Origin of the sequence: Spirosoma montaniterrae (assembly GCF_001988955.1) — a bacterium.
Classification (GTDB): Bacteria; Bacteroidota; Bacteroidia; order Cytophagales; family Spirosomataceae; genus Spirosoma; species Spirosoma montaniterrae.
Map to the genome: position 1 here is coordinate 2,332,476 of NZ_CP014263.1, position 21,244 is coordinate 2,353,719.

The window sequence follows — 21,244 nt, forward strand, 5'->3', positions numbered from 1 at the left end:
TAACACCATATTTTCCACGAACCCACCGGCTAAGACTTTTGTTGAAGATTGGCGTTCTTTTACCTGAACGCTCTACTTTTGCAATATGTCAAAGAACGTCAATATCGGGCTGGTACAGATGAGTTGCACCGCCGATGTAGAGTCGAATATCCAGAAAGCCATTGCCCGCATCCGCGAAGCCGCACAGCAGGGCGCACAGATTGTTTGTTTGCAGGAACTGTTTACGTCGCTGTATTTCTGCGATGTAGAAGACCACCACAATTTCAGTCTGGCCGAGGCTATTCCTGGCCCTACTACCGAGCGGTTGGGCAACCTGGCGGGTGAATTGAATGTTGTCATTATTGCGTCGCTGTTCGAGAAACGGGCACAGGGGCTATATCATAACACCACCGCCGTGCTCGATGCCGACGGTACGTATCTGGGCAAATACCGGAAAATGCACATTCCCGATGATCCGGGCTACTACGAGAAGTTTTACTTTACGCCCGGCGATCTTGGCTACAAAGTTTTTGATACCAAATTTGCCCGTATCGGTGTACTGATCTGCTGGGATCAGTGGTATCCTGAAGCGGCCCGTATCACAAGCCTGATGGGTGCTGAAGTTCTCTTCTACCCTACGGCCATCGGCTGGGACACTACCGAACCCGATCCCGCTCAGAATACCGAACAATACAACGCCTGGCAAACCATTCAGCGGAGCCACGCCATTGCCAACGGCGTTCATGTGGTATCGGTGAACCGCGTCGGCGAAGAGAACGGGCAGCAGTTCTGGGGCGGCTCATTCGTAGCTAATCCGTTCGGGTCGCTGTTGTACTTGGCCCCCCACGAAGAGGAAGTGGTTCATGTTCAATCGATTGACCTGGCATTATCCGACAAATACCGGACTACCTGGCCCTACTTCCGCGACCGGCGCATCGACTCGTACCAGCCTATCACTAAGCGGTATATCGACGAGTAGGGCGGCTGGAAAGCCGCTTTGTTCCTAATAGATCGGCGGCTTTCCAGCCGCTCTACTCATCGATATGCCTATTGTCCGTACCCTTTCGCTGATTGCGCTGGTCTGGCTGGCAATCGCTGCTTACCACATTTTGCAGCAACCTCCCAATCCCAGGCCGGTAGCATTGGGCGGACCGTTGCCTGCGCAAACACCCCTGACACCCACGCCCCGCGCCCGGTTTACGCCCACAACCCGCAAAGGCTACTACAACATCGACGTTGTTAGCGATTTTACGTTGCCTGCTTCTAAAGCTCTGATTTTCTGTGGGGCCGGGCGCAACCTGCACGTTCGGCAGGATCGTGATAAACTGTTTCGGCGCGGCTTTTCGGCGGTCAATCAAACGCACATGATCGCTGAAATTGAACATTGGCCGACCGACAACCCACCACCGGGCTGGCGCAGTTCGCTGAAGCCCAGTCAGCGGGCTGTTATTCTATACCAGAATTATTTTCGGGACTCGTTTGGTTTACCGTGGGCGGCTAACTCATTGAAGGCCAGCGAGACGGTATACAAAACCTTGCCCGGCGCACCAGCGAGCCGAAACACGTTGCATCAGGCTTGCCACGAGTTGTCGGGAGCCTGCGTTGGTTTCGGCGATTGTCCACCTACGGGGCATCAAAGCACGTTTGGGCATATTGTGCTTGACATCGAGAACGACCCAACTCCGGTGTTTAACCGGCAGGAGCAGGTCAACCTGTATACGTTTATGGCAAAAACGATTCGGGGGCGCATTAGTCCGCAAACCAAACTCGGATCAATTGCCCCGGTGCCGCATAATAGTTACGGTTACTCCCGCGCTCAGGATTACACCGCCCAACCCGACTGGCTCTGGAACACCCCTGCCCGCCATACCGCCACCAGCCGAGAGCGTGGCATGCCCGACGACATTCTGGGCAAATCGTTCGCCGATTATGTCGATTTTCAGATGCCTGGCACGTATTATCTCTACCCCGAATTTGACTACAGCATCGACCATACCGGCAACCGGTCGCGGCACTGGCTGGCCGCGCTACTGGGCGAGCAGGAGGTAAACCGGCAACTGTCGGCCAAACCGCGTATGGCCTGGCATTGGCTGTTCAACACGCAGAACGACAAGTTCAATAAAAGTGCCAAAGCTGAACACCCCAACCCACCTACCGTAGCCGAAGGAATGGCCGTTTTTTTCTGGTTCACAGGTGCTTACGGGGTGTTGTTCTGGGACGACCACATCGACCTCCTCCCCGACCAGTCGACCCCTGCCGACCCTGCCCGTCAGAACCTCGGCAACGACCGTATTTATGCCTGTTATGAACACTACGTTCACGGTCTCTGGCGGCTGTTCAGACACCACAGCGACCTGTTTAATGGCCGTGAGACCTACCTGAACGAAGCGACAGACTGTTCGTATGACGGGGGTAAAACGTGGGTACAGTATAATGCCAATCAGTTAAAGACCCGTGATCTGCCGTTTGTGCGGGCTATTGTCAACGGCAACCAGATTCTCATTGCCGCCACGAAAGCCTATGCCCGGCCCGACCAAACTACAAACGTGATGGTGCGTTACGTGCAAAATGGTTACCTATTTTATACATCTTTACGACTAACAGGCGATCAGATATTTCTGGGACGGGCCACTATGCCTCGTTTACGTTAACTCACTTTCGAGAGCGGGTTATTAGTTGACTACCATTTTGGTGAGAGTCTCTATATATTTCAGTTAGTTTTTTGCTTATCCTCTTTTTCATGAATTTCTGTCTACTATTACTCTTTTTTGTTGTTTTCTCCTATTGTTTTTATACCGTAATAGCATCCAGCACGGTGCTTTTACGGCATTCCGGCTGGCTTTTATTTATGCATCGCTTGTTTTATGTATAGCCGTTTTCAGCTACAACGAAGTTTTTTCATACCTCCAACGAATGAATGCCGAAACCGCCTGCGTCTTTTGGTCGATTGGCGTTCTGGTTGGGCTAAGTACGCTGCTTTGGTCGCTCCGAAAACCGCATGACCGTCAATTACTTGTCAAGCAGTTAAGCATTGTTTTTCGGTTGCATGGCTGTCCGAATTCAGTACGCTGGCTGACCGTTGCGGGATTTGTCCTGCTTTATTTGCCCCTGCTTTTTTTAGCCCTTTACGCGCCACCCAGTAATTTAGATTCGCACAACTACCACCTGAACCGGATTCTGTTCTGGGTCTGGAACCAAAACCTCGATCATTTCCCTACGGTCTACGGCCCGCAATTGTATCATAACGTGTTCGCCGAGTATGTAGTTATGCATACGGGTCTGCTCACAGGTTCCGATCAGTTTGTTAACCTAATTCAGTTTAGTGCCATGACTGGGGCGGTGTTAAGTATTAGTCTGCTGGCGAAAGAATTTGGGCTTAATGTACGCGGGCAGTTTCTGGCCGGTGTGTTACTATTTAGTTTACCGATTGGTTTATTTGAAAGCACAACCACACAGAACGACTACATAACCTGCTATTTGTTCATTAGCTTCGTTGTGCTGGGGTATCGGGCCATTCGTCACCACGATTACAAAGTCATGGCCTGGTGTTTACTGGCCCTGTTTTTCGCGGGCTTCACAAAATACACAGCCCTGATGTTCGGCCTACCGTTTGCTGTCTTCTTTGGGATAAACCTGCTGAAGCAACGCGGCTTCGTGTATAGTGCAAGGATTCTCGCAATGGGACTTTTGTTGTTCGGGCTAATTTTCGGTTCTTTTTTTTATCGTAACTACCAGCTTTACGGCTCACTAATTGGCCCCCGCCCCGGCACACGGCTGGCTCTTGAAAAACTTTCCTGCGATACCTATTCACTCCCATTTACGACCGCCAATGTGCTAAAGAACGTAGGTCTACACCTAGGGCTCCCTTACAGTGCCTATAACCGTCAGATCGATTCGGGAATGGTTGCGTTGCATCGTACACTGGGCGTTTCGCTGACCGAGCCAGCCATAACGATGGACCACTATCACGCCCGCTTTTCGATGCAGGAAGATATGGTTCCGAACACGATTCACTTCTGCCTTTTGTTACTTTCAAGCGTTTTTTTGTTCATACGACGGGATCATGGCGACGTAAAAATACTGCTCATACTGGCCCTGCTTGGATTCGTTCTGTTCTGCACGTTAGTGAAATTCCAGTTGTGGAGTTCGCGAACGCACATGCCGCTGTTTGCTGTTGGGTGCGTCGTTATTGGTTACGTTGTTCGGCGGCTTTTAGGTATGAGAGAAATTTACCTAAGCACTGCCATGCTACTATTATCGGTGGTAATTGTCTACGGCAATCCGGCAAAAATGCTGATTCCGGTGCGCTATGTTTCTCAGAAGCTCGTGGCTCATGTTCCGCGCGACATTTCACCCCCGGATAGTAGTCATGCGAAGAGTTTTAGAAACCTGCTTGGCCCTTACTACGATACATCAGTTGCCAGTATCTACCCAATCCGGCACACCTATTCGTATAGGGAACGGCAGGCAATTTTCCAGAAACTCGACTCGGTTGCTTATTTCTGGCACGATAAACAGGGCAGCATCCTCGCTAAAAGCCGGACCGAGGCTTACTTTGCTAATCATCTGGCCGACTATACGAGTTATAGTAAGCTGCTGCCGCACATTGGACCTGATGTACTAAACATCGGGGTTGCTTACCTGGGTGAAAATGGCTTTTACCACTATTGGCGCGTACTGAACCAGCCTGTTCAGATGCGCTACATTCGTTACCGCCACGAGTTCAACGCACTGTCAAACACCCATCGCCGATTTCGGTACAACTACATCCTTTCCGACGAAATTGGCACGGCCCTGCGCTGCACAGAACCCGGCAATGTAGCTGCTGTCTATAAAACCGATAAACTCATACTTGTCAAATTAAAGCGTCCGTCTGAGCGGGTCTATCTCTTTTGACCGGTAAGCTCCGAGCCGACCTGCCAACATTTGTGCTAAGTTTGTGGCTCTTTTGAACGGCATGAACGTAGGTATTGAAATTGGCGGCACCAAGCTGCAAGTAGTAACAAGCGACGCATCGAATACGATCACCCAACGATTTCGGTATGCTGTTGATAGGACACAGGGAGCTACCGGTATTTTGGCAACTATCGAGCAGGTTATCGGCCAGTTGCCCGAAACACCTGAGTCCATCGGCGTGGGCTTCGGTGGGCCAGTCCATTGGCAGACGGGCCGCATTGCCACCTCGCATCAGGTCAACGGCTGGGCTGGCTTCGACTTGAGGTCCTGGTTTGCCGAACGCGCACCAGGTGCCAGCATACAGATCGAAAACGACGCTAACGTAGCGGCTCTTGCCGAAGCCCGACAAGGTGTGGCAACGGGATTTCGGCATGTGTTTTACGTTACGCTCGGCAGCGGTGTTGGCGGAGGGATGGTGGTAGATGGCAAACTCTACCACGGAGCCAGCCCTGGAGAGGCCGAAATTGGGCACCTGTGGCTCGTACCGCCAGACGCGGATTCGCCGGGACAAACCATCGAGCAAACCGTGTCGGGCTGGGCCGTTGACCGGCAAATTCGGGGCCTGTTGCCGCAATTACCTGCTGATTCGGTCCTGAAAAAATTGGTAGAAAAGTCGCCCGACGAAGCCGCTGCTCAATTTCTGCATCCAGCCTACGAAACTGGCGACCCGGTTGCCAAAATGCTGATTGAACACGTCGGTTCGGTATTGGCGTTGGGCCTCTCGCACGTTGTACATCTGTTTCATCCCGACGCTATTGTGCTGGGTGGGGGCTTATCGCTCATAGGAGAACCATTGCGGGCTGCGGTGCGGCAGGCTCTTCCACGTTTTGTGATGAAAGCGTTTCAACCACCTGTTGTGCTGCTGGCGAAACTCGGCGAAGATACTGTGCCGGTAGGCGCACTTCAGTTAGCTATTAGCAGGCAACAGTAAGCAATTTTTTGAATCGATTATGAATCAGACTTATCTCCAAAATTACGTTCAGCAGCAAAAGGCAGCTTACGACGCCATCCCGCTCGACCGGGTCGAACACCTGATTGGTCTCGTACACCAGTGCTGGAAAGATGGGCGGCAACTTTTTGCGTTTGGCAATGGCGGCAGCGCATCAAACGTATCGCATTTTATCACCGACCTCGGCAAGAGCGCGTCCGACCGTATGAGTCAGCAGGAACCCGGCAAGCGATTCCGGTGCCTGTCGCTGAACGAAAATCTCTCGTGGATAACGGCCATTGGTAACGATTATGCCTACGAAGACGTGTATCTGCGCCAGCTTCAGAACTACGCCCAACCCGGCGATCTGGTGCTCACACTGAGCGTAAGCGGCAACTCGCCAAACGTCGTCAACGCTATTGAATGGGCCAACACCAATGGGCTGACAACCATTGGATTAGTAGGCAGCAAGCGCGGTCGCGTGGCCGATATTGCGCACGAAGTTATTGTCATCAACGACACGCATTATGGCCGCGTGGAAGATGCCCAGATGACCATCTGCCACATGATTTGCTATTCGTTTATAGAACAGTAGAGACGCAAGATGTTGCGTCTCCTGACCGGATGGTTTTTGCTGACGCACAGGAGACGCAACATCTTGCGTCTCTACACCTTTTCAACTATACCGATCATTGCGCCAGGGGTAGGCGGTGTCGGAGTAGCCGCGTTCTTCCCAGAAACCCAGTTGGTTCTTCGGCAGGAATTCGATGCGCTTGATCCATTTCGAGCCTTTCCAGGCGTAAAGCTGGGGAGTAATCATGCGGAGCGGACCGCCATGTTCGCGGGGCAATGGCTGACCGTCGGCGGTATGTACCAGCAGCACGTCGGGTTTTAGGGCTTCTTCGAGCGAAACGTTGGTTGAATAGCCATCGTAACCATAGCACATAATGTGCGTAGCCGAGCCTTTGGGGTCAACCAGCGCGGCCAAATCCATGAACCGCACCCCCACCCACGGAATGTTGAGCCGCGACCAGGTTGTAACGCAGTGAAAATCGCTGACGTCTTCTGTTTGCGGCAAAGCCATCAAATCGGCCCATTTTAACCGCACGGGGTTGTTCACTTCGCCGTCAATTGCCAACTGCCATTTATCGAGCGGAATGCTGGGCTGATAACCCAAATCGAGTACGGGCCATTTGGTCGTCACGGTTTGACCGATAGGCACCGTTGGCATACCGTGACGATTAATCGGCCCCGACCCGCGCGGCTTTGTATCGCTTACCGACGGCGTTTGGCTCATTTTTTCCTCAAACCGCCGTTTGAGTTTCATCCGCGCGTCAATGATTTTATCCGTCTTTTCGTTTGCTTCCATCAGTATACAGCCGAGTCGAAGAATCTAACTCCATACGTGTAACTGTAGCCGGTTGTCAGTGGTTCTGAGAAATCTACTCTTTTAGCAACTGTTATGAGCGACCCGTTAGTTTACCAGCACTTCTCTGGCCGCTCGTTGCCCGGTTTCCATTGCCCCGTGAGCCGTGCCGCTGTGACCAGCCGTATGCGTGGCTTCGCCTGCAAAAAAAAGCTTGTTCTGCACTGGGTTCGCCAACGCTTGCCGCATCACCAAACCACCCCCAACAACAGGAAACGAGTAAGCACCACGAATAAACGGTTCCTTTGTCCAATCCATAATGTAACTCTTGGTCACGAATTGGCTGGCCCGGCCAGCATACAGCGCGTCTAATTCTTTAAGAACTATTTCGGTAGCTCCCGACCCCTGCTGGCTGAGAAACTCGGCTTTTTCACCCATCACAAAAGCCGTCAATACAAACTGGTTCTGGCTACGTCCTGCCGACGTTACCCAAAATTCAGGCACATAGCCATTGCCGTATAGCGAACCAAGACCCTCGGGCCAAAACGGACGATTGAAATGTAGAATAAGTTTCATACCAGCCCCCATGCCAATGTTCGATAAAGCACTGATTTTGTCAGAAGGCAGGGCAGGCGTAAACTGAATATCGCCCGCCTTCAGAATAGTCAATGGCACGGTAATAATTACCCGATCAGCAGTGTATTTGCGGCCCTGCTGGTCAGTGACTGTTACCTGAGAATTTCTGTAGTCGACCTCTCTCACAACCGCACCGGTAGTTACCCGGCCTACCACATCAGACCACGCGGTACGAATACTATCGAGATATGACCGATTGGTAAGTATAAAATTTCTGTCGCCCGCTGTCCAGGCTCGATCTTCTTCGGTAATACCGCGCAAACTGAGCCGGTCCATGCTTGTGCCATATTCATTACCGATTTGTGCATTTACGAACGGAGCCGCCTGCGCCGACAACCCCGATGCCCGAAAGTACTGACCCACTGTTTGGTCAGTAGCCCCGGAGTAGTTAGTAGCCTGTTCCACAAACGTTTGCGCAGCGCGAAAGCCTGAATCGCCCGACAGTGTGTCGTCTGAACGAGCCTGCCCGTTCCATACAACATAATCAGTACCACCATCTGCCGACTGCAATATGCCCCCCGCACTGGCAATTAGTTTGTACCATTCTGTGCGCTGCCCATGAATCTCTTCAGCACCCAACTCAATGGCAAAGTCGGCGAAGCCAGTCAATGGTCGAATTCGTCCGCCAATATGGGTTGATGCTTCCAGCACCGTTACATCAACACCGCGTTGCATCAGTAGATGAGCAGCATACAAGCCCGCTATCCCCGCCCCAATTATCAGCACATTGCCGCTGAAACTGGTGTTGTCGGGGAATGCCTCTTCAGTTGACGTGCAGGCAATTACTTGCGGGGCCGTAGCTGATGCTGCCAGAATGCGGGCCGACTGGCCTAAAAAAGTACGGCGTAACATACTGATTGACCTATTATGCCATTCTGACGTAACTGCCCAGCAACTTCACATCAGCCGCGTGGTGGTTCAGAACCTCTTGCAAGTCGGGATCGTTGGCGTGACCTTCGCATTCGAGCAGGAACCAATACCGGAATGTGGCCCCCTCGCGCAACGGACGACTTTCTATCTTGGTCAGGTTGATGCTGCGGGCATTGAATTCCTGAAGAAATTCGGCCAGCACACCCGGTTTTTCAGTATTGGGCAAACGGGCAATCAGCGTGGTTTTATCATAACCACTGGGCTGATTGACAAACTCTTTCGCCAGAATCAGAAAGCGCGTCCGGTTCAGGTCTGAGTCTTCGATATTATCGAACAGCACCGGCACGTCGAACAGTTTGGCCGCGATGCCTGAGCAGATGGCCGCCGTATGGGGTTGTTGCCCGGCAAGTTTGGCGGCTTTCGAGGTCGATTCTACCGGTACGAGTTCGGCCTTTAGCCCATCGAACGTATCGTTCAGGAATTTGCTGCACTGCCGAAACGCAATGTCTTTCGAATAAATGTGCGTGATGTCGGCCAGATTTTCGGTTTGGGTGGCAAACGTAAAATGAACCGGAATCTGCGCTTCGGCGGCAATGGTCAGGTCTTTTTCGAGCAGCAAATCAATGGCTTCGCTCACGATACCTTCCTGATTGTTTTCGATGGGCACCACACCAAACCGCGCCCGGCCCGTTTCAACGCTTTCAAACACCGACCGAATGGTAGGCAGAGCGGTGTAGGCACTCATAGCCCCAAACCGGCTCTCGGCGGCCTGATGCGTAAAGCTACCTTCCGGTCCCAGATAGGCCACACGTTCGGGCAGCTCAAGATTGCGCGATACGGCGAAGATTTCCAGAAAAATAGCTTCGATAGCCTGCCGGTTCAGTAAGCCATCGTTCTGACCATGAAGCCGGTCGAGAATTTGTTTTTCGCGTTCGGGGCGGTAAATAACGGCGTTGGTAGTACGTTTCAGTTCGCCCACTTTCCTGACCAGTTCCATGCGCTGATTCAGCAGCGTCAGCAAGTGGTCGTCGAGGGCATCGATTTCGTTACGGAGAGACTCTAAATTCATTTCTGTTGGCAGTTGGCACAAAAAAACAGGCAGTGTTCTGCAAAAGTACACTGCCTGCCGACCTCTGCAAACTGTTAGCTACACCAAAGCGGCTTCGTCAATGTCTTTTTCGATGCGGAGGTTGTCGATAATGAACCGCTGACGGTCGGGTGTATTCTTACCCATATAATAGCTGAGCAGTTTGGGTACGGAGGTTTCTTTCTCCATAATCACCGGCTCCAAGCGCATGTTTTCGCCGATAAACAGACCAAATTCTTCCGGCGAAATCTCGCCTAATCCTTTGAAACGCGTAATCTCTACTTTCTTGCCGCCTTTGGTCAGGTTATTGATAGCGGCCTGTTTTTCTTCTTCCGAATAGCAATAGGTGGTTTCCTTATGATTTTTCGGGTTACGCACCCGAAACAGGGGCGTTTCGAGAATGTATAAGTGTCCGTTGCGCACCAGGTCGGGGAAGAATTGCAGGAAAAACGTCAGCATCAGCAGTCGGATGTGCATGCCATCAACGTCGGCGTCGGTGGCAATTACGATGCGGTTGTAACGCAGCCCTTCCAGCCCGTCCTCAATATCGAGCGCGTGTTGCAGCAGGTTAAACTCCTCATTTTCGTAGACCACTTTTTTGGTCAGACCGAAGCAGTTAAGCGGCTTTCCGCGCAAACTGAACACGGCCTGATGCTGTACGTTACGGCTTTTGGTGATGGAGCCGCTGGCAGAGTCACCTTCGGTAATGAACAACGTACTTTGGTAGCGATCTTCGGCTTTCAGGTCGGGCAGGTGGTTTCGGCAGTCGCGTAGTTTTTTGTTATGCAGGCTGGCTTTTTTGGCTCGGTCGTTGGCTAATTTTTTGATACCGGCCAGTTCCTTCCGCTCCCGTTCCGACTGTTCGATTCGCTTCTTGAGTGCATCGCGCACAGCGGGTTTCATGTGCAGAAAATCATCGAGTCGTTCTTTCACAAAATCTTTCACGAACGAGTTTACCGACTGCGCGTTCGGCTCCGGCGACATATTCACCGATCCCAGTTTCGTTTTCGTCTGCGACTCAAAAACCGGCTCCTGCACCCGAATGCTGATAGCCGCAATAATGCTGGCCCGGATGTCGGTGGTTTCGTAATTTTTATCAAAGTGTTTGCGTATTGTTTCGACTACCGCTTCTTTGAGCGCGTTGAGATGGGTGCCGTGCTGAGTGGTATTTTGCCCATTCACAAACGAGTAATATTGTTCGCCATATTGGTTGCCGTGGGTCATGGCAATCTCAATATCATGGCCTTTCAGGTGAATGATCGGGTACCGAAGCGCGTCTTCGTCTGTCTCATTGCGCAGCAGGTCGAGCAAACCGTTCTGCGAAATGTACTTCTGCTTATTAAAGGCAATGGTCAATCCGGCATTCAGGTAGCAGTAGTTCCAGATCATCTTCTCCAGGTACTGCGGAATATAGTGAAAGTGTTTGAACACCGAATCGTCGGGTTCAAAGGCAATCAGCGTACCGTTGCGCTCGTTTGTTGGTTCATCGGCCTGCTGTTTGAGATACCCTCGCTCAAATTCGGCCCAAACCGTGCGGCCATCGCGAAACGACTGAACCCGGAAATACGTGGAAAGCGCGTTCACGGCTTTCGTCCCAACGCCATTCAGCCCCACCGATTTCTGGAAGGCACCTGAATCGTATTTACCACCGGTATTGATCTTGGAAACAACCTCTACCACTTTGCCAAGTGGAATGCCCCGCCCGTAATCGCGCACTTCAACGCGGTGGTCGGTTACGCGCACGTCGATGATTTTGCCGTGGCCCATCACGTGTTCGTCGATGCAGTTATCGATGGTTTCTTTCAGGAGTACGTAGATGCCATCGTCGGCAGCCGAGCCGTCGCCGAGTTTACCAATATACATGCCCGGTCGGAGCCGGATGTGTTCGCGCCAGTCGAGCGAACGGATGCTATCTTCGTTATACTGAACAGGTTGATTTGTCAAATCTGCCATAAAAGTTACTGATAAAGGTGCGAAACGGCGGGGAAGGCATAAACGATTGATCAACTATACATCGGAAAAGTTATACCCCGATGTCAGATAGCCGGAAAAGCTTCCACTTGATAGGAAACTATTCATAATCCAACAAAAGTTCGCTTACTTTGCCGACTGAACTCAACCGTGTACCATACGGTCGATCCTGTCGTTAGGTTAGGGACATCGTTGCTGTTGTTGCCGCTGCTGTTCGACATCTTAAAAATATGCAAAATTCATCAGTTAACCAACACGTTTCGCGTAATTCTTTCCACTCCGTAACATCTCTGATTACCGGTCGGCTCCGGGTATGCGTTGTTACACTGCTGCTCACTGCCACTGGCCTTGCGGCTCAGGCGCAGGTTGCTCCAGCACCGTCGGGCGGGGGCGTTGTTGCTCCTTCAACTCCAGCCGGTCCGGCATCGCAGCCCGGTCGTGGAACGGCACAGCCCGGGCGCGGAACGGGGTTGCCTCCGGGGGTTAACACCAACAACCTTCCGGCCAATGTTCAACAGCAAATTCAGCAGCGGGCCGCTCAGCAGCAAGGCAATAACGGAGGACGAACAGCCCCGCAACAGGCCGATGCCAACGGTGATCCAGATGTTCGGGAAATGTCTGCCGATAGTTTGAATACGCCTGAAGAAGCGGAGAAAAAAGCAGCATTGGAAGACGGCTACGAAGCCGCCCGCGTTCGTGAAGCCGCCGAACTACGTCGTAAATTGTTCGGGAGTTCGATCTTCAACAACCGATCACTGGCAACTTCCTTTCAGCCGAATCTGTCAATGGCTACACCCCGTAACTACATCGTTGGCCCCGGCGACCGGCTCAATATTCGGGTGTATGGTTATTCTGAGTTTGACTTTAGCCAGACTGTTTCGCCCGAAGGTAACGTATACATTGCACAAGGTACTGGAATTGGCCCTATTTTCGTGTCAGGGCTGTCGGTCGAACAGGTTAAAACGCGCTTGTCCAGCCGGTTGTCGGCTAAGTTCGTAGGGTTGAAAAGTTCGGCGGCTGGTTCGGCCAACACCTACCTCGAAGTGTCGCTGTCCGGTATTCGCAGCATCCGCGTAACGGTTACGGGCGACGCGCTCCGGCCCGGCACCTATACGCTCTCGTCGCTCTCAACGGTGATGAACGCCATTTATCAGGCGGGTGGCCCCAATGAGTTAGGTTCGTTTCGCAAAGTGCAACTGATTCGGAACAACCGGGTAGCAGCTACGCTCGACTTGTACGACTATCTGCTGAATGGTACGCAGCGCAACGACCTCCGGTTGCAGGATAATGACAACATCCGGTTCACGACCTTCATCAGCCGGGTCGAAATTACGGGGACGGTAAAACGCATCAATATCTTTGAGATGCTGCCCGGCGAAACACTTGACCGGCTACTATTCTACGCTGGTGATTTTGCCGCCAATGCGTATAAAAGCCGTATTAAAGTAACCCGCCTGACCGACCGCGAACGAAAGGTGATTGACGTGGCCGCTGCCGATTTTAAAACATTCGTCATGCAGGACGGCGACATAGCCGACGTTGAGCGGCTTCTGGATCGCTTTGAGAATCAGGTCAATATCGAAGGAGCGGTTTTCCGTCCGGGTCAGTATTCGCTCGATCAGAACAAGACTCTGACGCAGCTTATCAAAACAGCCGAGGGGCTGAAAGGGGATGCTTTTGTTGGGCGTATCAACATCATCCGTACCCGCGAAGATCTGGCAATTGAAAACCTGACAGTCAACCTGACCAACATTCTGGCAGGCACCGAACCCGACGTACCGCTTCAGCGTGAAGATCAGGTAGTAATCCCGTCGAAGTTTGAACTGGCCCAGACCGCGCTGATATCGGTGCAGGGCGAAGTAAACCGGCCCAGCAGCGATATGCCGTACATGGCAAACATGACCTTGAACGATGCGTTGGTACGGGCAGGTGGTATGCTCGAATCAGCGGCCACGTCGCAAATTGAGGTAGTTCGCCGAAAGAAAGATTTCGACCCCAAATCAACGTCTTCACAGTTGGCCGATATTTTCCGATTCGACGTAAGCCGCGACCTGTCGATCAACGCTGACGTGAACCGGTTTGTACTCGAACCGTTCGACCAGATTATTGTGCGCCGGTCGCCTAATTACGCAATTCAGACCTATGCTGCGGTTGAAGGCGAGGTAATTGTTCCGGGCCAATATGCCATTAAAAGCAAAGAGCAGAAAGTGTCGGACCTGATTACCTTAGCTGGTGGCCTAACCCCACAGGCGTATGTAGAAGGCGCAACGCTGGTTCGGATTGTGCAACTTAGCCCCGACGAAATTGCCCGGCAGCAACAGGCTATTCGCGATGCAGCCGATGCAGCCAGTACGGCTGGAAGAGTAATTGTTGAAACCGAGGATTCAGCGGCTCAGCAGTCTCAGGCTATCGGTATTAACATGAAAAAGATTCTGGAAGACCCAAACTCATCCGAAAATATCCTTGTGCAGGCTGGCGACATCCTGCGCATTCCGAAAATTCTTGAAACTGTTCGGATTCAGGGTGAAGTACTCCAGCCGTCGACGGTAAAATACCGGGTAGGCCAAACGTTTCAGGATTACATTTCGCAGGCGGGTGGGTTCACCTCGAAGTCGCAGCGTCGGCGGTCGTTTATTGTTTATGCCAACGGTTCGGTCGACAGAACGCGGAAGTTTATGTTCTTTAATATTTATCCCCGTGTGCAGCCGGGTTCGGAAGTTGTAGTTCCAAAACGCAATGCCGTACCGCTCACTCCGCAGCAGATTCTGGCCTCAACGGCAGGCACGATCTCGTCGCTGCTTTCGGTAATTGGTCTCATCATCGCCCTGACTCGCGTGGGTAATTAATTGCAGAAAACCATGACTCCCCCGGATCAAAACAATATAGCCAACACGCCTTACGTAGTAAAGCCATTGCCGCCCGATCAGATCTCACCCAAGTCGGTTGTGCTGACGGTGCTTAAGCTAAAAAACGTTGTTCGGCGTAACTGGAAAGTTCTTGTTGTTCTGCTGTTGATAGGTGGCATCGGCGGCTTCATTTATGACCTCACGCACGAGAAAAAGCCGCTCTACAATGCGTCGATTACATTCAATCTCGGCGGTGGTTCTGGCGGTAGCAACTTCGGCGAACTGGGTGCGCTGGCTGGCGCATTTGGTCTGTCGTCGGGAGCACCGGATGCCAATATTTTTGTGGGCGACAACTTCCAGATTTATGCCAAATCGCGGCCTGTTGTCGAAAAAACGCTGATGCGAACCGTAAAGATCAATGGGCAAGACACCCTGTTGATCGATTACTACATACAGCACAGCGGCATTCGGGACGAAGAATGGGAAGAGAGTGATTCGCTGCGGGCATTTGCTTTCCGCAAAGGCAAGAAAACCGAAGAGTTTAACCGGCAGGAGCAATTAGCCATGTCGGATATTTATACCCGCATCAAAAGTGAGATGAGTGTTCAGCAACCCGAACGAAAGTCTTCGTTTATGGAGATTCGGGCCAGTATGCAGGACGAACAACTGACAGCGGTGTTTCTGTCGACTCACCTCGAAACCATTGAGGAAGATTATCGGAAAAAACAAACGAAGAAAACCCGCGAAATGCTCGATTTGCTCGATAACCGGGCCGATTCGCTGGCGCGGGTACTAACGGGCACCGAAAGCCGACTGGCGCAGTACATCGATCAGAATCAGCAGGTAGTGGCGGCTCAGGGGCGTATCAACGAAACCAAGCTGACGCGCAACTCCACGTTTTTGAGTACCTTATATTATCAGGCTCTGCAAAGTGCCGACAACATGCGTCTGTCGCTGATTCGGGAAGCTCCGCTGTTCACGATTATCGAACCGGTTACGTTCCCGCTTTATCGCGAAATTGTGACGACCAATGGTAAACAAATTGGTATTGCTCTGGCGTTGTTGTTATCATTCCTGATTATTTTCTTCCGCGAGACGTATCGCTCCGTTATGCGCGAAGAGTAATTTTTTACTTACCAAACCACCTTGAGAACGCACGAAGTTATAATTGAGCCGGGCCGCGCCGAACGTCATTACTGGCGTGATTTGTGGCGCAACCGTGAACTACTGTATATTTTATCGATGCGCGACGTGTCGGTGCGCTATAAGCAAACGGCACTCGGCGCGGCCTGGGGTCTGATTCGTCCGCTGACAACCATGCTCATCATGGTATTTGTGTTCAGCAAAATCGCCAAACTGACAGGCGACCCCGGCATTCCATATCCGTTGATGGTGCTGGGCGGCATCACCGTCTGGACTTTTTTTGCAACCGCTTTCACCCAAATCAGCAACAGCGTGACGCTGAACTCAAATCTCGTCACAAAGGTGTATTTTCCCCGGTTGATTATGCCCCTCAGTGCCGTTGCCGTTAGTTTTATCGACTTTCTGGTCTCATTGGGGCTATTTATTCTGCTGGCAATCTGGTATCAGTTCGTACCCGACTGGCATTTACTGCTGCTGCCTGTATTTATCGTACTGGCGGTGTTGGCTGCTTTTGCCTTTGGGCTGTTTTTTGCCGTTGTCAACGTGCGTTTTCGTGATATTGGGCAACTGATTCCATTCATAGTGCAGGTTGGTTTCTACGTTTGTCCTATTGCCTACAGCAGTCGTCTGGTAGCGCAAAAAGCTGGCGAATGGTGGGAACCATTCTATTGGTTTAATCCAATGGTAGGCATTATCGACGGCTTCCGCTGGGCATTGCTGGGCGAAAATGCGTACTTTAATCCGCGAAGCCTGCTCATATCAGTTGCCATTATCACTGTGTGCCTGGGTTTATCGCTCTATTTTTTTCGCAAGCGTGAAAACACGTTTGTCGATGACATTTAATCGCAAATTGTACTGACGAAACTATGTCTGTCATTACCGTCGAAAATATAAGTAAGCAATACATCATCGACCATCAGAAGGGCAAGGGTTCCAACACCCTTCGCGACGTGCTGGTGGAGAATTTTCGTCAACTTTTCAACGGTAAAAACAAGGCGGACGGTCTTACCAGGGAGGAGTTCTGGGCCTTGCGCGACGTTAGTTTTTCAATTGAACAGGGCGACCGCGTGGGTATCGTCGGGCATAACGGTGCCGGTAAATCGACGATGCTCAAAATCCTGAGCAAAATCATCGAACCAACCACCGGCAGTGTCCGCATTCGGGGGCGGGTTGCTTCGCTGCTTGAAGTCGGTACGGGCTTTCACCCTGAACTGACGGGCCGCGAGAATATCTACCTTAACGGGTCGCTGCTGGGCATGAGCCGCAGCGAAATTCGTAAACAGTTCGACGCCATCGTGGCGTTCGCCGGAGTTGAGAAATTCCTCGATACTCCCGTGAAACGCTATTCATCAGGAATGTACGTTCGGTTAGGGTTTGCTATCTCGGCTCACCTCGACCCCGAAATCATGATTGTCGACGAAGTGCTGGCTGTGGGCGACGCTGAATTTCAGAAGAAAAGTCTCGGCAAAATGCGCGATAATTCGGCCAGTGGGCGGACTATCATTTTCGTGAGCCACAACCTGACCGCCGTGCAGGCACTCTGTAACAAAACGCTGTATTTTGAGAAAGGACGACTCATCGAGCAGGGTGAAACCAATCAGGTGATTGCCTCGTATCTGAGTAAAGTGTCGAAAACGCGCCTGAAACGGGAATGGGATACGCCCGAAGACGCGCCCGGCAATGATCTGGTGCGCATTCGGCGAATCGAACTGATTCCCGATTACCCCGACGACCTGACCCATATCGACGTCAGAACGCCCATGAAGGTGCGGTTTGAGTTCTGGAACATGATGGAGAAGGCAAACCTGAACCTGTCGCTGCACCTGAATTCGCTGACGGGCGAGTGTATCTTCAACATCGGTACGCAATCGCGTCCATATGGCAAAGGGCTGATTGCTGGCGAATGCGTTATTCCGGGCTATTTTCTGAACGATGGCTCCTATACCATTTCGGTCATGGTAGTGAAGGATACCGTTACGCCCCTCTACATTATGGAAGAAGGCATTACCTTTGACGTGGAAGATTACCGAGAGGGCATCGCCTGGTACGGTAAATGGCCGGGCTACGTTCGTCCGCAGTTTCCGTTTGACATGGGGATGCTCGAACCTGTAAACAGTTAACCCTTACCAGTAAGCAGTTGTTAGTTTGCGTAAAACCCTGCTCACTGCTCACCGATGACTGGTAGCTGTTTGCTAATAACTGTTAACTGTTTATTGATATGATCAACGTCACAAAGTCATACTTACCTGATTTTGAAGAGTATACTGCTTACCTGAAGGGTGTCTGGGAGCGTGTTCATCTTACCAACGATGGCCCGCTGCTGCGCGAACTGGAAGCACAGATGAAAGAATTTCTGGGCGTGAAGCATCTGAAGTTCTGTAGTAATGGCACCGTTGTGTTGCAGATGGCCCTGAAGGCATTAGACATCACAAAGGAGGTTATCACAACTCCCTTCTCTTACGTTGCCACAACCAATGCCCTGCTCTGGGAAGGCTGTACGCCCGTTTTTGCCGACATTCGCCCGGACGATTTCAATATCGACGCCGACAAAATTGAGCCGCTAATAACTGAACACACGCAGGCGATTCTGGCAACGCACGTGTATGGAAACGCCTGTCAGGTTGAACAAATCCACGCTATCGCGGAAAAGTACAGGCTTAAGGTTATTTACGATGCAGCCCATACATTCGGAGCCACCTACAATGGCCGGTCGTTGCTAAGTTATGGTGATTTGAGTACCTGTAGTTTTCATGCCACCAAAGTGTTTCACACGGTTGAAGGCGGATGCATCGTTACGAACGACGACGCGATGGCGCAGAAACTGCATTTCTATCGCTCGTTCGGCCACCGCAACGACGATTATTATAGCATAGGCATCAACGCCAAAAATTCGGAGTTTCATGCAGCTATGGGCTTGTGCGTTCTGCCGAAAGTGCCGGAACTGATTGCTGCCCGCAGACGTGTTTTTGACTACTATAACAATCGGCTTGATTTCAGCCGGTTGACCCGCCCAACACTATCGCCCGGTATGGAGTACAATTATGCGTATTACCCGGTTGTGTTCGATTCGGAGGAAACCCTTTTGCGGGTGGTCGATGCCCTGAAAGCGCAGGAAATTGTACCGCGCCGTTATTTTTACCCTTCGCTTAACACCTTGCCCTTCGTACCATCTTACCAGGCTTGCCCGGTTTCGGAAGATATTGCGCTGCGTGTGCTGAGCCTGCCACTCTACCCCGATCTGGCAGAAAGTGACGTAGACCGAATCGCCGGTATTGTGAATGAAGCCATAGCTGTGTCTAATGTTGTCTACTAAATAGTCAGTAGTCAAAACTATGACGTTCATCTACCTTCTTTCTCTCCTTATTTTTCTGATTTACTTAGGTCGGCTGTCGGCGCGGATTTGCCGCCGGTCATTGGTGGAATGGCTGCTGACGACCTTTTTGCTCGGAGCCGGTAGCGTAATTCTGACCGGCTTTATATTATCGGCTCTGTATCAGACGGCTCATGCACCCGTATGGGCTGGGTCAGTGTTTATTACGGCAACGCTGCTGGGCTGGACCCTTCAACGGCTGGCGTGGTGGGGTACTGATAAGCCGCAACGCTTCTCCGTGTCGTTACTCATCCGCGAGCGACGGCATACGGCCCGCCGATGGTTCCAGAGCCTATCGCCTTATGTGCGGTTTCTGTTTTCGAGCCTGTTTATTACGTTGCTTATTATTGCCGTTACGAATCTGCTGCTGGTACTGTTCACCGTACCAAACGAGTGGGATAGTATGACAGGCCACCTCAATCGCGTGATGCAATACATTCAGCGCGGGTCGATGCGGCACTTCGGTGGCACGAACTGGAACATGGACACGTACCCGAAAAGCGTCTGTACGCTCCAGATTTATGCGTTCCTGATGACGGGCCATTTCGAGAACGGCTTCAAATTCATCCATCACCTCAGTTACTGGACCGCCATCGTCGCTGTGTTCGGTATTGTTCAACGAATTGGGCAACTCACGGCCCATTCGCCGGAGCCGCGTCGGATGAACCGGCTACTTTCGGCCAGTTTTTTCTGTGCGCTCGCCTACGCGCTGCTGCCTGACTTTCTGATGCAGGCCATCACAACGGAAACCGATATTGTACTGACAGCTTATCTGAGCGTATTGCTCTATATGCTGTTTTCGTATCGTCAGAGCGTGGCTGCCGGGCAACCCGACAACCGGTATTTGTATCTGGCAGGTATAGCGTTCGGCATAGCATTCGGGCATAAGATTACGTTCGCGCTGCTGCTGCCTTCGGTGTTTGTTGTAATGCTTTACACTGTGCTCTGGTCCGGGCCGGGTTCGGCAAACTCGCTGGCCGTTTGGTTCAACCGGGCGTGGCGGTTGGGCGCAGCCATTGTTGTTGGTATGTGCTTATGGACACTGCCAACGGGCTACCTGAAAAATATTGACGTCTTCGGCCACCCGATTGGTCCGCCAACGTCGCTCAAACATCAGTCGGTTGAACGGGCCGGCACGTTGCGAAATTTGCTCGAACAGGGAAGCCGGAACGTGGTTCGATATGCATACGATCATGTTAATTTAGACGGTATTCGGAACATCGCCCCCGGCGTCGAACTGAATCGGGTCATGCGTCGGCCAATCGTTGTGCTGGAAGACAAACTGAAAATGCGGTTAGACGAAGAAACCGACTTTTCCATTCAACCCTTCGCATTCGACCGGCGGTTTGTGTTTTACAATGCCAATCCATACTGGGGCGTTTTTGGTTTCGGGCTAATTTTTCCGCTTCTGCTACTGGTGTTGACGGGTATTGTGCGCTCAACGCCCCACATTTTTCTGGGCCTTGCCGTAGTGCTTCACTTTGCGGCCCTCTCCTACTCGGCACCTTACGACCCCTTTAAAGGGCGTTACTTCATCGAAACCGGGTTGTTTGGCGTCACGTTCCTGGCCCTGCTCTTTCTCCATCCGCGCACTACGGTCGATGTACGAAAGCGCGCCGTCTGGAAAGGCTATGTCGGATTGGTTACGCTATTGGGCTGTGTTTCGGCCTTGTTGTGTGTATTTTTCAACATTCGCGCCATGCCGTTTGGCGGTACGGCCCTCGACGGTAAAACCTACCCATCGGCGTTTGTGGCGGATCGTATTTACCAAATGACCATCGGGCGACCCGATACGTATGTGCCTTACAAGCGATTCGATGAACTGGTTCCGGCTAACGCAACCGTCGCGCTGGGTACGATCAACGACGATTTTGAATACCCGCTTTACGGTCCTGACCTGTCGCGTCGGCTAATTACGATCAACCCCTTCGAGCAGGGCGTTCAGCCGATTCCCAAACAAGCTGATTACCTCTTCTTCGCCAAAAGCGTGATTAAGCCACAACCGGGCGACATCCGGCTTGGCACCGACACTACCATCCGGCAGTCGATGATTGTACCGGCAGAGGATTATTACCTGAGAAAACTGAAATAG

15 protein-coding genes are annotated in these 21,244 nt (G+C 51.8%); 11 read left to right on the top strand and 4 right to left on the bottom strand.

Annotated features, from left to right (window positions below; all coding sequences use genetic code 11):
• Positions 1-85: 85 nt before the first annotated feature.
• From AWR27_RS10185 to AWR27_RS10205, 5 genes are all read left to right on the top strand, one after another.
• Positions 86-958 carry a carbon-nitrogen hydrolase gene (locus AWR27_RS10185; protein WP_077131079.1) on the top strand — a complete coding sequence of 291 codons (873 nt, stop codon included), beginning with the start codon at positions 86-88 and terminating at the stop codon, positions 956-958.
• Positions 959-1,022: 64 nt separating this feature from the next.
• On the top strand, positions 1,023-2,630 hold the full coding sequence (locus AWR27_RS10190) for a hypothetical protein (protein WP_077131080.1): 1,608 nt from the start codon (positions 1,023-1,025) through the stop codon (positions 2,628-2,630).
• 262 nt (positions 2,631-2,892) lie between these two features.
• Positions 2,893-4,875, top strand: coding sequence for an ArnT family glycosyltransferase (locus AWR27_RS10195; protein ID WP_157579189.1), 1,983 nt, complete (start codon positions 2,893-2,895; stop codon positions 4,873-4,875).
• 61 nt (positions 4,876-4,936) lie between these two features.
• Positions 4,937-5,866, top strand: a complete 930-nt coding sequence (locus AWR27_RS10200; RefSeq protein ID WP_077131082.1) for an ROK family protein — start codon at positions 4,937-4,939, stop codon at positions 5,864-5,866.
• A 19-nt stretch (positions 5,867-5,885) separates the two neighbouring features.
• Positions 5,886-6,458, top strand: a complete 573-nt coding sequence (locus AWR27_RS10205) for a D-sedoheptulose-7-phosphate isomerase (RefSeq protein WP_077131083.1) — start codon at positions 5,886-5,888, stop codon at positions 6,456-6,458.
• An 81-nt stretch (positions 6,459-6,539) separates the two neighbouring features.
• Here the strand turns inward: AWR27_RS10205 and AWR27_RS10210 are convergent, their stop codons facing one another.
• The 4 genes from AWR27_RS10210 to AWR27_RS10225 all read right to left on the bottom strand — a co-directional run bounded on the left by AWR27_RS10210 (position 6,540) and on the right by AWR27_RS10225 (position 11,775).
• Positions 6,540-7,232, bottom strand: a complete 693-nt coding sequence (locus AWR27_RS10210) for a molybdopterin-dependent oxidoreductase (RefSeq protein WP_077131084.1) — start codon at positions 7,230-7,232, stop codon at positions 6,540-6,542.
• Positions 7,233-7,337: 105 nt separating this feature from the next.
• Positions 7,338-8,717, bottom strand: a complete 1,380-nt coding sequence (locus tag AWR27_RS10215; protein ID WP_077131085.1) for a flavin monoamine oxidase family protein — start codon at positions 8,715-8,717, stop codon at positions 7,338-7,340.
• A 13-nt stretch (positions 8,718-8,730) separates the two neighbouring features.
• A complete protein-coding gene (gene pheA, locus AWR27_RS10220; protein WP_077131086.1) occupies positions 8,731-9,804 on the bottom strand; it encodes a prephenate dehydratase in 1,074 nt (357 codons plus the stop codon).
• A 78-nt stretch (positions 9,805-9,882) separates the two neighbouring features.
• Positions 9,883-11,775, bottom strand: coding sequence for a DNA topoisomerase IV subunit B (locus AWR27_RS10225; protein WP_198045127.1), 1,893 nt, complete (start codon positions 11,773-11,775; stop codon positions 9,883-9,885).
• Between the two features lie 248 nt (positions 11,776-12,023).
• Here AWR27_RS10225 and AWR27_RS10230 point away from each other — a divergent pair, with 248 nt between their 5' ends.
• From AWR27_RS10230 to AWR27_RS10255, 6 genes are all read left to right on the top strand, one after another.
• A complete protein-coding gene (locus tag AWR27_RS10230) occupies positions 12,024-14,639 on the top strand; it encodes a polysaccharide biosynthesis/export family protein (RefSeq protein WP_077131087.1) in 2,616 nt (871 codons plus the stop codon).
• A gap of 12 nt (positions 14,640-14,651) precedes the next feature.
• The gene (locus AWR27_RS10235) at positions 14,652-15,764 is read left to right on the top strand and encodes a GumC domain-containing protein (protein WP_077131088.1); all 1,113 of its coding nucleotides are present in this window, start codon (positions 14,652-14,654) and stop codon (positions 15,762-15,764) included.
• 21 nt (positions 15,765-15,785) lie between these two features.
• Entirely contained in the window at positions 15,786-16,625 is an 840-nt protein-coding gene (locus AWR27_RS10240) for an ABC transporter permease (RefSeq protein ID WP_077131089.1), read from the top strand.
• Between the two features lie 23 nt (positions 16,626-16,648).
• Positions 16,649-17,902: an ABC transporter ATP-binding protein gene (locus AWR27_RS10245; RefSeq protein WP_077131090.1), complete on the top strand. Its 1,254-nt coding sequence runs from the start codon at positions 16,649-16,651 to the stop codon at positions 17,900-17,902.
• 98 nt (positions 17,903-18,000) lie between these two features.
• Positions 18,001-19,095 (top strand): DegT/DnrJ/EryC1/StrS family aminotransferase, encoded by a 1,095-nt coding sequence (locus AWR27_RS10250; protein WP_077131091.1) that lies wholly within the window; start codon positions 18,001-18,003, stop codon positions 19,093-19,095.
• 19 nt (positions 19,096-19,114) lie between these two features.
• Entirely contained in the window at positions 19,115-21,244 is a 2,130-nt protein-coding gene (locus AWR27_RS10255; RefSeq protein WP_077131092.1) for a protein O-mannosyl-transferase family, read from the top strand.

What these genes read in the sequence shown, in the direction of transcription:
- AWR27_RS10185 (WP_077131079.1), top strand. Translation starts at nt 86, where the DNA reads ATGTCAAAGAACGTCAATATCGGGCTGGTACAGATGAGTTGCACCGCC.
- AWR27_RS10190 (WP_077131080.1), top strand. Translation starts at nt 1,023, where the DNA reads ATGCCTATTGTCCGTACCCTTTCGCTGATTGCGCTGGTCTGGCTGGCA.
- AWR27_RS10195 (WP_157579189.1), top strand. Translation starts at nt 2,893, where the DNA reads ATGAATGCCGAAACCGCCTGCGTCTTTTGGTCGATTGGCGTTCTGGTT.
- AWR27_RS10200 (WP_077131082.1), top strand. Translation starts at nt 4,937, where the DNA reads ATGAACGTAGGTATTGAAATTGGCGGCACCAAGCTGCAAGTAGTAACA.
- AWR27_RS10205 (WP_077131083.1), top strand. Translation starts at nt 5,886, where the DNA reads ATGAATCAGACTTATCTCCAAAATTACGTTCAGCAGCAAAAGGCAGCT.
- AWR27_RS10210 (WP_077131084.1), bottom strand. Translation starts at nt 7,232, where the DNA reads ATGGAAGCAAACGAAAAGACGGATAAAATCATTGACGCGCGGATGAAA.
- AWR27_RS10215 (WP_077131085.1), bottom strand. Translation starts at nt 8,717, where the DNA reads ATGTTACGCCGTACTTTTTTAGGCCAGTCGGCCCGCATTCTGGCAGCA.
- pheA (WP_077131086.1), bottom strand. Translation starts at nt 9,804, where the DNA reads ATGAATTTAGAGTCTCTCCGTAACGAAATCGATGCCCTCGACGACCAC.
- AWR27_RS10225 (WP_198045127.1), bottom strand. Translation starts at nt 11,775, where the DNA reads ATGGCAGATTTGACAAATCAACCTGTTCAGTATAACGAAGATAGCATC.
- AWR27_RS10230 (WP_077131087.1), top strand. Translation starts at nt 12,024, where the DNA reads ATGCAAAATTCATCAGTTAACCAACACGTTTCGCGTAATTCTTTCCAC.
- AWR27_RS10235 (WP_077131088.1), top strand. Translation starts at nt 14,652, where the DNA reads ATGACTCCCCCGGATCAAAACAATATAGCCAACACGCCTTACGTAGTA.
- AWR27_RS10245 (WP_077131090.1), top strand. Translation starts at nt 16,649, where the DNA reads ATGTCTGTCATTACCGTCGAAAATATAAGTAAGCAATACATCATCGAC.
- AWR27_RS10250 (WP_077131091.1), top strand. Translation starts at nt 18,001, where the DNA reads ATGATCAACGTCACAAAGTCATACTTACCTGATTTTGAAGAGTATACT.
- AWR27_RS10255 (WP_077131092.1), top strand. Translation starts at nt 19,115, where the DNA reads ATGACGTTCATCTACCTTCTTTCTCTCCTTATTTTTCTGATTTACTTA.